This window comes from Phytobacter sp. RSE-02, from assembly GCF_040578655.1.
Lineage (GTDB): Bacteria > Pseudomonadota > Gammaproteobacteria > Enterobacterales > Enterobacteriaceae > Phytobacter > Phytobacter diazotrophicus.
Window position 1 is genome coordinate 72,552 of sequence record NZ_JBEULY010000003.1, and the last position, 14,407, is coordinate 86,958.

The following is a 14,407-nucleotide window of genomic DNA, read 5'->3' on the forward strand; positions in this document are numbered from 1 at the left end:
CTCCGACGCCGGGCACCAACGAAAGGTCACATGGCACTTTTGGTTAAGCGAAAGATCCGCACGATTAAGACAGGCATCCATTCATGCTCTGCATGAGTTTTTTTCAATATTGAATACCGTAAAGTTCTTTATTAACCATGCCTTCCCCTTTGAACAGCAAGGCCTCTTCACCTGCTTCAACGTTGAAATGATGACACCCCTTATTGCTGTCGAATATTAATATATTAAAGCGAGTATGTTAAATCGAATAAATTAAATTAAACAACATCCCCCCATCCCTTTTAGGAATAACCCTACATTCCTCACCAATTAATTTAAATATTTCATCTTCATCAACAAAAAAACCTCTATATATTATAGCCGAAATAATTTTTTGAAACACTTCAGAAGGAACGTTTCTTCTTAAAAATTTAAGATCAGCCGGATTATTCCTAATGATGTAATATGAGTAGTTCATCAGTATGAAATTTGATATTAATAAATTCCCTGTAGACTGATATTTATCAAAGCACTGCCCCAGGGCTTTATATATGGTTTTATGAGATTTTTTATAAGTATATACAAAACCATTAGGATCGCTAAGATAGCAATTTGTATCATTGAAATGTAGATAATTATCCCGACCATCCTCAATGAATAAGAAATTCAATACCGATATTTGATAATTCTTTATTAATTTAATATCGCCGTGGTTTTTCTCTTTTGCAACCAGTTCATAAAAGTGCTCTATCAAAGGCAATACTGGTACATTATCATTGCGAGTAGTATTTATACAGAACCCGTCACTGGTAACGCATAGTTTGTCATAAGCATCATAATCCATTCCCATTTCAAAACATAAAAATCTCAAAAAGAAATTTTTTGCTTTTATTGCGTAATCTTCATTGTTATTTTTTAAAGAAACGAGTTGGTATATATAAAATAAGATAAAAATATCTTTATCTATACGCTGTCGGTTATCAATTTGAAACAGATAACCTAGTCGCGAGAGGAAAACTTCGAACGCGTAGCTTTCATCTTCACTTAAACCTAATCCCTTCAACGCACGCTGGGGCATTCCTTTGGGAAAACAAGTTTGCCAATGGCTCAATTCTGCGAGTTTTCCATTTTCTTTTTTAAAAAAAACAGGAAACAAATTTGGCTCGTCCTGTACATAAACATACTCGCCAAAGCTTTTCATCTCGGCTCTCGCATTGATAAAATGTTCAATCTTATGCAAATACATTTCAAAACTCATCAAATAATCCTCTTACCGCATTACTTCCAATTTCCTTTAGCATCTTTGCTTTCAATCTGGAATGAAGTAATTTTATCATTAAATTTGGCAAGAATATTTTACCAACACCCTTTGCTCCAGGTTCATTTCTCTTCGAGAGAACGCCGTCTTTTAATCCTGTTTCTTTATAATCAACTTTAGATATATCATCTGTGCTGATTAAAAAGTTCTACTCCAGAGTCATTAACCGTTATAACTGCTCGATATTTTTCATTTCCGGGGTTAAATCCAGGTCGACTATCATGGTTAACCCATATGGCTTTATCACCACGATTATTAGGAACTAATCCACCTTTACCACCGCGTTCCGAGGCTGATGCAATAGCTTCGTCTTTACTCATATAACGTATAACTTCTTCTTGTTTTAATCCGAGGGGGTCTCTTCTAGAGAGCCCATTTACGCCATACTGATAAAGATTTATCCCCCCCGCCAGCCCTATCGGATCCTGCTGGATAAACCTGGCGCTATCCGGGTCTAACGGAGTCCCCGTCGGTTATTCATTCAGCCACAGCCAGCTTCTCAAATAAATTGGCCAAAAGCGGCAGGACTTGAGACCGGGTGGACCGTCATCATAGTAGTTTCTGAGAAACGTACTATCCCTTGGAGGATAACAACAAGATACAAGAACTGCGCGAGCAGCTTTATCAGGCTAAAGAGGGGGATTAAGGATGTGCTGGTTTAGTGTACCGAACGGGTATTAGATAATAAAAAAGCCGGGAAGAATTTATTTCTTTCCCGGCTTTCGTTTTAAATAGTTTCGAACTTGATAACATCAGGAGGGAAGCTATCGGGAAATGATTTATATTTAACCCTGTTTGCTAATAAACTTTCTAAAAAAGCAGTCAGCCCATTGTCAGAATACTCAACTTCAGGCGATCTTGATGGAATAATAGCGGTCCCCCATAAATCACTATTCACTTTAGAATTTACAACCCAAAAAATATAATCACCATTATCAGTAACCCCCACTGGAATCAGTCCATTATCTTTTGGATATAATTGATATTTATAATAATCGCTATCTGACTCGATCAGATAATTAAGATCTTCTAAAATGAATTTATATTGTTCAAAAAAATTCACATCTTCATTTTGGCTAAATGGGTTAAATATAACAATAAATTCTGCAATACGACCCGAGCCATATGTATTTATAAAATCAACATAATCAGACGGAAAAGATAAATTATCCTCAATCAAAGGCCATTTCATCCCCTTGCCCGATTCTGAAGGGGAAACTGGTGGTGTTAGTATCGAAATTAGATTATTTATTGGCGTATTTACATTCCCGGTGGATTAAGTACTGTGACGTGTTCGAAGAATCCTCCTGATCCTTCTGCTTTTATTGTAATACCAGCTGGTATTCTGGAAGGGCCATGATAAATAGGAGTTATGTTTAGATCAACAACTTCCCCTTGTTCCAAGGCCTTCCTTATTCGACCTTCTATTCCACTCATCACTGGTGTATTGGCAGGTCGTTGTTGAATAGTAATTAGATTGCGAACATCATCACCAGAGCCACCTAACTGACGACCAAGCAAGTGTCCTCTTGCCCGATTACAACCAGATCCGGTAATAAATCCGGGAGGTTGAATATTGGTATTTGCGTGCGTTTCAGTATTTATATGGCTTGCATTTAATCGAGCCTTCACACCTGTTGGCCGACTAAGCTATCCAGTTCACCATATTTGATACCACAATTCATTAACCCCAGCGGATCTATCCAAATAAGAAGGTTAGGCGCAACTGATAAAGGTTTACCCCCCCGCCAACCCTATCGGATCATGCTGCGTAAACCGTCCGCTGTCCGGGTCGTAGGACCTGAACAGGTTATAATGTTACTCCATTTCACAGTCAAGATACCCCCCATGAAAATACTAAATAGCTGCGTCTAATACCGCTACACTTGCCATTTATTAACATGTGGCAGCTACGCAAGAGCAAAACATAGCAAGCCCGGCGTAGCTCCGCTTAGCGGAGAGAAAAGCCCCAATTCCTTGTCCTGCAAGGGCTTGCAAAAAGTGTAGCCCTATTCCGCGCAGTTATTTAGAGTTAGTGTTTTCTAATTGTCTATATTCCTTAAGGATTTAATTTTACTAATAGATAATCATATAATGCTTCAGCAATAAATTCAGCATGCTCACTCTTTACTATCAAATTAAAAAAATAATATTGTTCATATAAATCATCAATAATTTGATGTTCGCACATAAAGAATTTGGCATAACTTATATATATACCTCTAATATCCTCGGATAGTTTTTCCAAATTAACTTGGGAGTTTGTAACATCATAAAATATATTCGCATACTCCCGATCAACTTGACTAATCTCTATAAAAGGAGCATTCAATTTCTCGCACTGCTTCCAGTGATAAGTTTTTTGATTACTATCTTTATAGATAAATTTCATGTTTAATCCTTAATCTTATAATCAGTCACATGAGTCATTCTTCCACGCTTATCAAATTTCGCCATATAATGAACAATTACGCCATTGATTTTTTGCTCCACTTTAGACCATCCTTTACCTTTAAAGTGAGGATCTCCAATTTGATCCGCTTTAATAATTACCGTACCGTTTTCAGGATGTTTTATTACATGATCTAAAGCAAATTCTTCATTTTTGTTCCTGGGCCTCGTTCTGCCTGTCGATTTTGATTTTACCTTTTCAGGTTTACGTGATGATGAACATTTTCTCAATCCAAGAGGATCGATCCACCCCAACGCATTCGGCGCATACGCATAAAAGTTTATCCCCCCCGCCAGCCCTATCGGGTCCTGCCGGGTGAACCTGGCGCTATCCGGGTCGTAATAACGGAACAAATTGTAGTGCAACCCGGTCTCCCGATCCAGGTATTGCCCCTGCATACGCAGGTTCTGCGCATAGCCCGTCTCCTGCGGTATCGACTCGTGCAGCAGTTTCCCCCACGCGCTGTTCTGCCCTTCCCAGCGGATATGTCCTTCGCGGTCCGTCATCCGTTCCGGCGTACCGTTTGGCTGACAGTGGAACCAGAAGATATCCGGATCCTTCGTGCCATCGATACGCGCCAGCGGTTCATAACTTTCCGCGTCGCTATAAACATAAGTCAGGGGCACATCGTCGTGAATTTCCTGCAACAGGCGAAAACCTTCCCACAGGAAACGTGTCGTCACCTGCTTTCCTACAGGCCTGCCCCCCAGCGTCTGCTGGCGTGTTTTGCTGATACGCCGGCCGAGCGGGTCATAGCGGAAACTGACCTGCGTTTGTGGTTTGTTGCGATCCCTCGGGACGGCCACCACATCGGTTAACCGGTGCTCGCCGTCGTAACGATAGTGCCAGCGCGTCTGCCCGTTGTCTTTTTCGGTGGTCCGCCCATGAATGTCATAGCTCCACTGAATGCCATTTAAACGGGTGAGACGGTTATGACGAACAGACTGCTGCAGGCTGTTATCCAGCGGATTGCCTGCCGCATCCCAGCGCCATTGCTCTTTTCCGGGGGACGTGCCGTCCTGTTCCAGCAAACGCCCGGCGCTGTCATATTTCCAGTTACACCAGTTGAACGGATCATCATCACGCTCTTCGCGCACCGGGTTGTTGCGGTAGTCGTAATCCCAGCGGCGTGACCAGCGTGCGGGTGCCGGGCGCTGCGCATTGCCGGTGAACACATCCCGGCGATGGATGCGTCCGAGACGATCGTATTCATTGCGGCTTGTCAGCAAGCCCTGCGTACGGCCAACTTCCCGGTGTAACTCATCGCGGGTAAAGTCGCTTATCGGCAGATTATCGAGAGCCAGGCTCAGCAGATGCCCGCTTCCGTAATAGAAATATTTCAGATGACGCCCGTCGGGTAACTCCACCGATGTACGGTTGTTCAGCGCATCATAAGTCCAGCCCAGCCTGCCGTTTTCACCCTCTTCACTGATAACACGTCCCAACGCGTCATAGGTAAAGATCAGCTCCTGTTCAGCTTCCTGACTCCATACGTCATCACCCAGTGGGGGATGTAACGCCACTCGCGTAACCTGCCCATTCGCAGAGTAGTGATAACGGGTCTGCCCTTCCGGCGTGCTGCGGGCAAGCAGTTGGCCCGCCTTGCCCCAGCGAAATGCATGCGTTAAAGCCTGTGAATGCCCGGCGGCGAAAGTACGACGCACAGTGCGTCGGCAGGCATCATATTCATACTGTGTTGCGACACCGTCCAGCCCTGTTTCAGCAAGCAGCAGCGAATCCGCACCCCACTCAAAGTGGTACGCTTCCCCGTTTTCATTTTGTAATGCCGTTAATCTGTCGCGGCTGTCCCAGCGACGGCGCACCTCTTCCCCTAGCGCGTTACGGGTTGCCACCAGCCGGCCTGCGTCATCCCAGCTAAACTCGTGGCGCTTACCGTCCGGGGTAATATGGTATTCCGGTAGTCCACGTGAGTTCCAGCCAATAGACTCCTGCCAGCCCTCCGCCCGCTCCAGTTGCAGTGGGCGACCTGCGGCATCATAGTGATAGCGGGTTTCTTCACCGTCCGGCGCTTTCACCGACTGCAACCAACCGAGCGGGTAAAAGCGATAACGGGTAATACGCCCCGAACAGTCCGTCTCGCGGATAATCTGCCCGGCCTCGTTATACTCCTGGCGACGCGTATTGCCTGCCGCATCCACCTCTTCCACCACCAGGCCAAAAGCGTCACGCTTGAGCAATGTGCTCTGCCCCAATGGATCGACGATGCGCGCCAGCCCGTGGTGTTCATCATAATAAAAACGGGTGGTGGCGCCATCGGCCATGGTGATAGCCGTCGGCAGCGCGCGCTGCACCAGCCACTGGGTCGCCTGAATATTGCCGTCCGGATCGATTTCCTGGATACGGTTGCCCATATCATCGTAGACAAAGGTCGTGGCATGGCCGAGGGGATCAACGCGCCGGGTCAGTTGCTCGTCGTCATTCCACTCGAATTCCCAGCGTTCACCACGTTCATCGACAAATGCGGTGATTAATGCCTGCGCATTCCAGTAATGTTGACGCTTGTGTCCGTCATACTGTTCAACGGTGGTTAATCCCGCGGCCAGATCGTAGGTGAAGCGGCAGCCATCTCCGCTACTGGTACGGTTTTCCACGACTCGCCAGTGGTCAAATTTCTGCCAGCGATACTCACTCTCCAGCCCGCCAGGCATACGGTGCCAGACCATGAGTCCGTCATCGTTATAACGAAATTCACGCGTCACCACGCCCGTCGCATCTTCGACAGCAGCCAGTTGACCACGATGATCATAGCGCCAGCGTGTCAGCAGCCAGGATTGCTGACCATCCGAATGGCGGGCCTCGGTAACCCGGGTCGGGAAACGTTCATCGCCATAAAACAGCGAGACATCAATGGCACAGGGGGCATCATGAATACGCACCAGCCGCCCATGCTCATCCCAGCCGGTTTCCAGCATGTTGCCATACTCATCGCTGAGCGATGCCAGTCGCAATATTGATGGGTCAGAGCGTGTTGGTTTGAACACTCGCCACACAGCACCATCGTCATCGGCAATAGCAACATCACCCTGCTCGTTACGGCGGATGATTAACCCTTCACTGATGCTGTAAAGCGCTTCGTTAAGGGCAGGCAGCGTAAAGCTGAGCTCACGCCCGGTGTCGTCAAACCAGGTGGCGTTGTCGCCTTCCCGTTGTAAGTAGCCGTCGAAAGCGGTAGCCCAGCCCAGGCCAAAAAGGCCTTCGCGGCGGGTAAGACTGTTGTAACTACGTTGCCAGACCAGTGGAAAGCGCCCTGGCAAGCTAAAGTCCTGTTCTGCCTCATCGTTCAGGACTTTCACGCCGGTTGCAGCATGGACCGGATGTGATGACCCAAAGACGGCGTTAATCGCCATATCCGTCAACATGCCCCCGGCGGCGGAAGCCAGCGCACAAGGCATTGATTTGAGGATGGTACCGAAACGTCCACGGAAAAGGGCTGTCGCCGCCATAATGACCGCCAGGCCCGGAAACTTGCCGCTTTTAATATCCCGGACGGTGAGTGTTTCACCGCCAATGATGACATTGGGTGAGACCTCTTCTGAGATGGTGGCTTCACAGGTGGTTCGGTCTTTGGCGCGTGCGGCGGGTTGGTTATTGATGAAGACGCTTTTTGACCCCTCCGCCAGATACTGCTGTGGTGAGTGTTTCTCGCACTTCACCTTGTCCTCTTCCAGCGCCGTGGTGCCTTCGGCAGCGGATGCAACCGGCGGTTGCCACATGTTGCTGCCAAACTGTGCGGCCATCGACAGCAGCATGCCGCCATAATCGGCAAAACTTTCCGGTGGCTGCGGTTCCGGTGGCGGTGACGTACCGGCAGGCGTGAGCATACCGGCGGCGCGCGCAGCGGGCAGCTTATTGGTCAGGACGTTGTGCGAACCGTTGTCAATTTTTCCGGCGGGAGAAGGAGGGAAAATCCAGTCCCCCAGTTTATTGGCCGCATTGGAGATATCATCCGCCTTACCCAGCACGTTGGTAAGAATCCCCCCGATAATGCCGCCAAGCACGCAACTGGAACCGACGGCAGCCAGCCCTGCCGCCGCCAGACCCGCCCCGGCAAAGGGTGCCGCAACCGCCGCGATCCCGGCTACCGCCGACCCAATCGCAGCATAAGCGACCCCTTCGGCCACAATACTGGTGATATCAGCGAAGATACTTGAATGGATGATATCGTCACCCTTACGGGCTGCGTGCTTGTCACTCATCGCTTATACATTCCGATTGTTATTCAGCGTCAGACTTTGTTTGAGGGCATTCCAGTGTTCTGCATCCTGTTCGGTAAAAGGACGCAATGCAGAGAAGGTAAAAATAAGCAGCATGGGTTTATCAACCGCCTGCATCGCCAGTTGCTTCTGCCAGATGCGGGTGTCAGCGCGTAAGAAGGCGGTTTCAACCTCAACGGCACGAATATTTTGTTGTGGGCCGACAAGCACGCGGGTAAACGCGCTCTGCTGCACTTCGCCCATTTGTGCGCGCAGTTGATCCCACTGGCGATGAAATTCTTTCTCGGCATCGCTGCCTTCGGGAATGGGGCCACGGCTGACAACAACCGATAACCCACTTTCGTCATCGCGCAGAAGCGTCATGCTGGTGTCCTGCCATGCGGCCGGGAAAAGCTGAAAGGAACCTTCCTGGAGGTGATATTTCATCATTTGCCTTTTAATGAAAATAATTCGCCTGCAATCGCTGAGATGAATGCAAGGGGCATTCACTTAAAAACAGCAATCCAGATAAAATGAGGGATGTTAAACGTGCATAAACAACAAAAGGATTTCAGGCTGCGCAGATGTCAGCCTGAATCACACGTTATTTCTCGCGGGTAATCACCACACTGCTTAAACAGTCCGGATTCGTTTCGGCGAAACTAAAGGTGACTTCCTGGCCGTCGCCAATTGCAGCGGTATGACTGGTGACTTCATGAACCGAATGTCCACGCGGCGTATCGGTAATGTCCATTTTCGCATAGTGCTGACGTACCTCGCCCAGCGAGACACATTGCCCTGCATAATCGAACGCAAACAACACTTTACTGTTTGTTTTTTTATTCACCCGCAGGTCGAATGCCGACAGCGTTGCACCGCTGGCCAGTTTTACTGCATCACTGGTATAGAAGACAAAATTATCGTTTTGTGACACCTCAGTAACCGGCAAGGCGAAGCGGTTAATGGTATTCACGTTAACGGTTTTAACAGATGTGCTGAGATGAGAAATAAATTGCCAGAGATCTTCGTTTTGCATTTTTGCCTCGACAACTCCTGTCATGAGTAAATTAGCGAATATGATGGCACAGGCTTTATTTAGCCGGGTAATTTTTGTCATACCATCCTCCATAATAATCTTCGTAGTCCTGGCCGGTCACCGATGTCTGTTCGCCTCGTCCGAAGATTCGGCCGATTTTCGACTGCGCTTCCGTTTCTGTCATCTTTCCGCTCTTAACTGAATCGTAAATCGAATTATAGCTTTTTTGGTTGGCCGGATTGCCCGAAATGCCGATATCCGGCCCCCCGTTGGCGAGGATTTCTCGCTGAACTTTAATATTGTTCAGTGTAGCCGCCCCCTCATCACTTAATTTACTGTTGAGGTAAGCATCACGGGAAGAGAAATCATCTTTGGGCGTATACATTGCGTGGCCGCTCTCATGCGACAGCAGTTGTACCGTTCGTGCCGGGTCGTTCAACGCGCCCTTATCTACCGTGATCGTTTGGGTCTTACGGTTAGCCATCGTCCCCCATCCCTCATTACCCTCTTTTAGGGTCCAGCCATCGTCCTTCAATTTTTTCAGATCATTCGTTAGCGTCGGGGATTTTGATGCCAGTTGGTCAACATCATCACCGAACCCCGTCGTTACGGCGGGTTTGGAGACCGGTTTCGCACTGTTTTTGGGGGCGCCAGCCGCCGCACCGGGAACCGCCCCTCCCGCTTTATTTTCCTTACCTGGCGTGAAATACTCCTCAACCGCCTTATCGATATCTCCTTTCAGGCGTTCACCCGGCGCGTCGACCCCGGCTTTGCCATCATCCGCATTCAGGTACAACTTCCCTTTGGTCGTGATATGCCCGTCGCCTTTTACAAAAAAGTTAAAGTCATTACCAATCAGGTTGATCGTACCGTTAGCCAGTAGTTCGATAGCGCTTTCGCCGGATGCCAGTAGTAGCCGTGTACCCGAACTGACCACATACTGTTCAGATACCGCCTCCAGCTTATCTTTGCCCGTTAATACCAGAGACTTCCCTTTGGTGACCAGTGTCTGGTTGGTCTCCACACGTAATAGCTCGTTTTTACGGACATAGTGGCTGTTATTGCCGTTGATGGTGCTCGTGGCGTCATTCTTAACGTTGGTGTCCATATTCCGTTCGGCCTGGATCCACACCTGCTCCTCCCCCGCTTTATCTTCAAAACGCAGGGCGTTGGCGGTGTCAGAAGAACCATCTTTCGAACGGCTGAGGAACCCCATCTGGGTGGCGGCGGCGGGGAGCGCCCACGGCGGCATGCTGGCTTCGTTATAGACACGCCCGGTGATGATCGGTCTGTCCGGGTCACCGTTAATAAAATCAACCACCACTTCATCGCCGACGCGTGGCACCTGTACGCCGCCGAAACCCTGCCCCGCCCAGGCGCTGGAGACACGCACCCAGCAGGAACTGGTATCGTCGCCTTTCGCCAGTCTGTCCCAGTGGAACTTCACCTTCACCCGGCCATAGCGATCGGTCCAGATGCTTTCCCCCTGCGGGCCGACGACTCTTGCGGTCTGTGGCCCATAGGTACGCGGCCAGGCCGATTTTTGCGCCGGACGGTATGTAACGGTGGAGGGGATCACCGTGAAATCAATGCGGTGCATCGTTTGCGAGCCACTACCGCTGGCATAATTGTTCTCTTCCAGCCAGTAGTTGGCCTCGGTGGTCAGGTATTCCGCGTTATCGCTGAAAAAGGGGGCGTTATAGAGGGTAAACGTGTTACCCGGCGCGATACCGAGTGCCGTGGCGCTACCATGAATCTGTTGATGCTCCACCTGCCAGCGCTCCTGGCGGATGCGGGCATAGAAATCCGCATGATCGTGTTCGACAAAGCGCCCCGGCCAGTCGTACACATCAATACTGCCCGGTTGTGGTGAGACCGGGTTCTGCCGGGCCTGAAACAGCCAGGCATTCGGCTTGCGGAAATCATAATCGTCCAGGCTGTAGATCCCCGGTGTCACGCTGTCGGTCAGCGCCCACTGGCTGATCCCCTCTTCATCCGTACTGCCACCGGACGGTGTCACGTGATAAGGAATGGTTTCGTAACCGGCAAACGGCTGATGCTGGGTCGCCGCATCGGTCAGTACCAGAACATGCCGCTCCGCCTCGTGGCGGAAGAAGTAGCTGATGCCCTCCAGTTCCATCAGGCGGCTGATAAAGTCGAAGCTGCTCTCCTGATACTGTACGCAGTAGTCCCAGACGCGATAGCTGCCGGTCAGCTTGTCTTCGACATTGACCTGGTTTTCAGAAAGCAGCGTTTTGACGATTTGCGGTACCGTCTGCCCCTGGAAAATACGCAGGTTACGGTCACGCTGCATTGGCCATAAGTCGGATTCAACGCTGAGTTGATAGACCGCGTAGCGGGTGCCGGACAGCTCCACGGCGCTCACCGCAACGCGGGTCACTTTGCCGTTAAAGTAGCGCGGCGATGTTATATCCTGCGTCGGGATAGTCACGGTGACGGCCTTTCCCAGTAGCTGGCTGCGATCCATGCGCGCATCGGTGCCCAGCAGCGTCAGGCCAAGTGCATAAGGTTCTGACAGCGCTTCACGCCCTGACAGTTTCCAGAACAGCAGCCCTTCGACCGGAAGCTGCACGGTAATACGGTTGAGCATAAGGTTCATTCCGTTAAAAGTAGCAACGCGCTGAAATCGTCAGCGCAAATGCCATTCGATAGAGAAAATCCACCCGCTAAGATTGCGGTATTTTTACTAAATTTTGATGTCTGGCGAGGTAAATTGTATTTGCCACTCTGTACTGGCCGTTATATTTATCGCTCTGTATCGGGCACAATATAAGACCGTGTTCCTGGCTGTCTGCCGAGGTTATTATCAACCTCAGTCATGCCACTATTTATTCCGTCGGTGTTTCCTCATCCGGCGCCTGGTCAAATAACGCCGCGGCCATAGAGACAATGCGGTCATGCTGCACCAGCTTCTCTTTCCATTCCTGCGGAATCCCCGACCAGCCATATAAAGCACCGGCAAGTTGTCCGGCCGTCGCCGCCACGCTGTCGGCATCATCGGCAAGGTTCGCCGCCAGCAAGATGGCATCACGGAAATTGTCGGTGTGCCATACCGCCCACATGGCCGCTTCCAGCGTATCGATAACATAGCCACTGGAGCGGATCTGGTCGCGGCTTTTTTCTTTATATTCACCAGCGTTGATGATCAGCACGCGCGGCTCTAACGGCATCATTTGCGGGGAAAATACACGTTCTTTGTCGTACCCATTAATCAGCAGAAGCAGTAAGCAGCTCAGATAATGTGCGGAACTTACAGCCTCGGTCGCGCAATGGGTGGCCTGACTTTGAATTTTCGCGTTATAGAATGTCTGAGCGAAATTGCGACGAAAATAGATCGGTACAGGCGCTAATCGAATAATGGATGCATTTCCCGCTGTTTCCGGGGCCGTATTACCAAACCAGTCCGCTCCGTTAATCTCATATTGTTCCAGGGCATAACGGGTCGCATTGCCAATATCAAAACAGACACCGTTAACGCTGTTATAGCCCTCGCGATACCACTTCACCAGCTTGTCCCTGAAACATTGCCTGCTGGCATATTTGCGCTCCAGCATTGTTTCAGCCAGACACAGGGCCATAGAGGTGTCGTCGGTCCACTCGCCGGGTTTCAGGCGAAATGGCCCACCACCCACCATATCCGTCACGGTATGATGGTCACGAGGCATAAATTCCAGCGTGGTGCCCACGGCATCGCCCACGGCGAGCCCGACAAGCGCGCCTATGGCCCTGTCGCGACAGATATCCAGCGGTTTGACCTGATCAGGCGTGTCATACCATTTTGTCGACTCGGCTTCTTGCGGGTCATCTACCAGTGGATGCGCAATGTAGTCATACAGCATGCGGTGCTGCGTCCGCGCATTAGTAAACGGAATATAGTGCTCATACTGTTTTGCATAACGCTCTATTTCCCGAATATCAGAATGTAAATCGATCACGATTGTCCCTTCCCTGCCTTTCTTTACTGCTGTATCGCAGGCAGCGGTTTGCCGCTACCGTCTTTTACAAAGACCAGGCTCTTGTCATTTTGCCCCAGCTTACCCTGATAAACATTCCCCACCTGATAAGCCGCAACGGCGATTAGCCACGCCGTTTCATTATGTTTTTCGACCAACCAGCTTTTATTAAACTGTGGTTGTTCTACCCGTAATGACATTTCAATCACCGGGTTGTTATTAATAAACAACCCGCTTTGCTTCATGGATAAAATGGTGATATTGACATCGCTGCCATTAGTCAGAATGTCCTGCTCTTTGCGCTCAAGGTTACGCGCTACTCTTTTTGCCAGCCCGAAAAAGAGACATATCAGCACAATCGTTACAACAACATTCACAATTTCAAATGTCGAGATATTCATCCCTTAATACAATCCTGTTCCGTTATTACGGAGCAAGCATCAGCACTTTGAACTGGCTCGGCACGATACGCATACCAATCGCATTGGTGGAGTTTTGCAGGCTCACGCTGGTCAATCGCGTGGCGGGAGTGCCTTTTAACAGCACGGTAAACGCACCGGTTAAATGCCGGGATGGCCCCATCACGGTCCCAGAGGCCACGCCTGTTGCCACGCCGGGGTTATCGCCGTTGGTCAGTGGCGTGATGGTCGCCATATTGTGGGCAGGCATCCCCATAAACAGGATATTAAAAGCATTGGGAATTGCCGTCGGCCCCAGCGCAATATCCGGATAGGGAATGGGCGTAGGGGCTGGCATGGGCGTCAGGCAGACATCCGGAAAGGCCAAATCAACCCCGAAAAGCTGGCAGTTCGCAAACATGACGGTTCCTTATCCCATATGAATCTGTTCAGAATCGACTTTGGTGATCGCTTTGGACGTAATCACCGTGTTGTGGGCATGCAGGCGCGCATAGTCCTCAGCCTTCATGTCCAGTTGCCCCGCGCGAACCTGCTCGGTCTGTCTGGTCGTGCGAAACAGGTTGTGGCTGATTTGGGTGACGGTCTGCCAGACAGATTCTGCCCGCTTGCCGACAACGCGCGACAGGCTGACCCACGCCGAGAGTTTCTCGCCGCTGTATTTCATTTCGTCGATATGGCAGTCACCCTGCCCGGCGGTGACACGGAGCGCCTCGCTACTCAGGCTTAGCTCCCCCGCGCTACGAATATGCAGATCGCCCGGTACGCTGAGTTCCGCAACCTGCGGGTTGGCCCGTTCCAGTACCGCCAGCAGCCAGATTTGGCGCTCTACGCTGGCAATCAACACTGTATCGCCGGTCTGCGGTGCGATAACACAACTCGCAGCCCGGCGACAATGCCAGCCACGCCCTTCGCTTTCTACCGTCAGGCTGCCGTCAGCAAAGCAGTGGGTCACCACCGCCGATGCCTGTACGGGCGGCAGTATGGGTTGGGCCATCAGATGGTTGACTTTACTCAT

Annotated in this window: 12 protein-coding genes and 2 pseudogenes; all 14 read right to left on the reverse strand. The window is 50.0% G+C overall.

The window, feature by feature from the left end; genetic code table 11:
* Positions 1 to 238: 238 nt before the first annotated feature.
* The 14 genes and pseudogenes from ABU190_RS07110 to ABU190_RS07175 all read right to left on the reverse strand — a co-directional run bounded on the left by ABU190_RS07110 (position 239) and on the right by ABU190_RS07175 (position 14,407).
* The gene (locus ABU190_RS07110) at positions 239 to 1,237 is read right to left on the reverse strand and encodes a hypothetical protein (protein ID WP_354690866.1); all 999 of its coding nucleotides are present in this window, start codon (positions 1,235 to 1,237) and stop codon (positions 239 to 241) included.
* A 185-nt stretch (positions 1,238 to 1,422) separates the two neighbouring features.
* Positions 1,423 to 1,617: a hypothetical protein gene (locus ABU190_RS07115; RefSeq protein WP_296433447.1), complete on the reverse strand. Its 195-nt coding sequence runs from the start codon at positions 1,615 to 1,617 to the stop codon at positions 1,423 to 1,425.
* 36 nt (positions 1,618 to 1,653) lie between these two features.
* Positions 1,654 to 1,740: pseudogene (locus ABU190_RS07120) on the reverse strand (hypothetical protein); the annotation flags it as partial.
* 284 nt (positions 1,741 to 2,024) lie between these two features.
* The gene (locus tag ABU190_RS07125; RefSeq protein WP_354690867.1) at positions 2,025 to 2,489 is read right to left on the reverse strand and encodes an SMI1/KNR4 family protein; all 465 of its coding nucleotides are present in this window, start codon (positions 2,487 to 2,489) and stop codon (positions 2,025 to 2,027) included.
* Between the two features lie 68 nt (positions 2,490 to 2,557).
* Positions 2,558 to 2,935: pseudogene (locus ABU190_RS07130) on the reverse strand (DNA/RNA non-specific endonuclease); the annotation flags it as partial.
* A gap of 421 nt (positions 2,936 to 3,356) precedes the next feature.
* Positions 3,357 to 3,689: a hypothetical protein gene (locus ABU190_RS07135; RefSeq protein ID WP_110294805.1), complete on the reverse strand. Its 333-nt coding sequence runs from the start codon at positions 3,687 to 3,689 to the stop codon at positions 3,357 to 3,359.
* A 2-nt stretch (positions 3,690 to 3,691) separates the two neighbouring features.
* Entirely contained in the window at positions 3,692 to 7,966 is a 4,275-nt protein-coding gene (locus ABU190_RS07140; protein ID WP_354690868.1) for an RHS repeat-associated core domain-containing protein, read from the reverse strand.
* 3 nt (positions 7,967 to 7,969) lie between these two features.
* Entirely contained in the window at positions 7,970 to 8,410 is a 441-nt protein-coding gene (locus ABU190_RS07145; protein ID WP_039079427.1) for a DcrB-related protein, read from the reverse strand.
* Positions 8,411 to 8,567: 157 nt separating this feature from the next.
* Positions 8,568 to 9,080 carry a hypothetical protein gene (locus tag ABU190_RS07150; RefSeq protein WP_354690869.1) on the reverse strand — a complete coding sequence of 171 codons (513 nt, stop codon included), beginning with the start codon at positions 9,078 to 9,080 and terminating at the stop codon, positions 8,568 to 8,570.
* Positions 9,055 to 11,610 carry a type VI secretion system tip protein TssI/VgrG gene (gene tssI, locus ABU190_RS07155; RefSeq protein WP_354690870.1) on the reverse strand — a complete coding sequence of 852 codons (2,556 nt, stop codon included), beginning with the start codon at positions 11,608 to 11,610 and terminating at the stop codon, positions 9,055 to 9,057. Before tssI ends, ABU190_RS07150 begins: the two co-directional genes overlap by 26 nt.
* A gap of 238 nt (positions 11,611 to 11,848) precedes the next feature.
* Positions 11,849 to 12,955: an ADP-ribosylarginine hydrolase Tri1 gene (gene tri1, locus ABU190_RS07160; RefSeq protein WP_354690871.1), complete on the reverse strand. Its 1,107-nt coding sequence runs from the start codon at positions 12,953 to 12,955 to the stop codon at positions 11,849 to 11,851.
* 23 nt (positions 12,956 to 12,978) lie between these two features.
* Positions 12,979 to 13,374 (reverse strand): hypothetical protein, encoded by a 396-nt coding sequence (locus ABU190_RS07165; protein WP_223886922.1) that lies wholly within the window; start codon positions 13,372 to 13,374, stop codon positions 12,979 to 12,981.
* A 25-nt stretch (positions 13,375 to 13,399) separates the two neighbouring features.
* Positions 13,400 to 13,792, reverse strand: a complete 393-nt coding sequence (locus ABU190_RS07170; RefSeq protein WP_107223419.1) for a DUF4150 domain-containing protein — start codon at positions 13,790 to 13,792, stop codon at positions 13,400 to 13,402.
* Positions 13,793 to 13,801: 9 nt separating this feature from the next.
* Positions 13,802 to 14,407, reverse strand: a complete 606-nt coding sequence (locus tag ABU190_RS07175; protein WP_354690872.1) for a DUF3540 domain-containing protein — start codon at positions 14,405 to 14,407, stop codon at positions 13,802 to 13,804.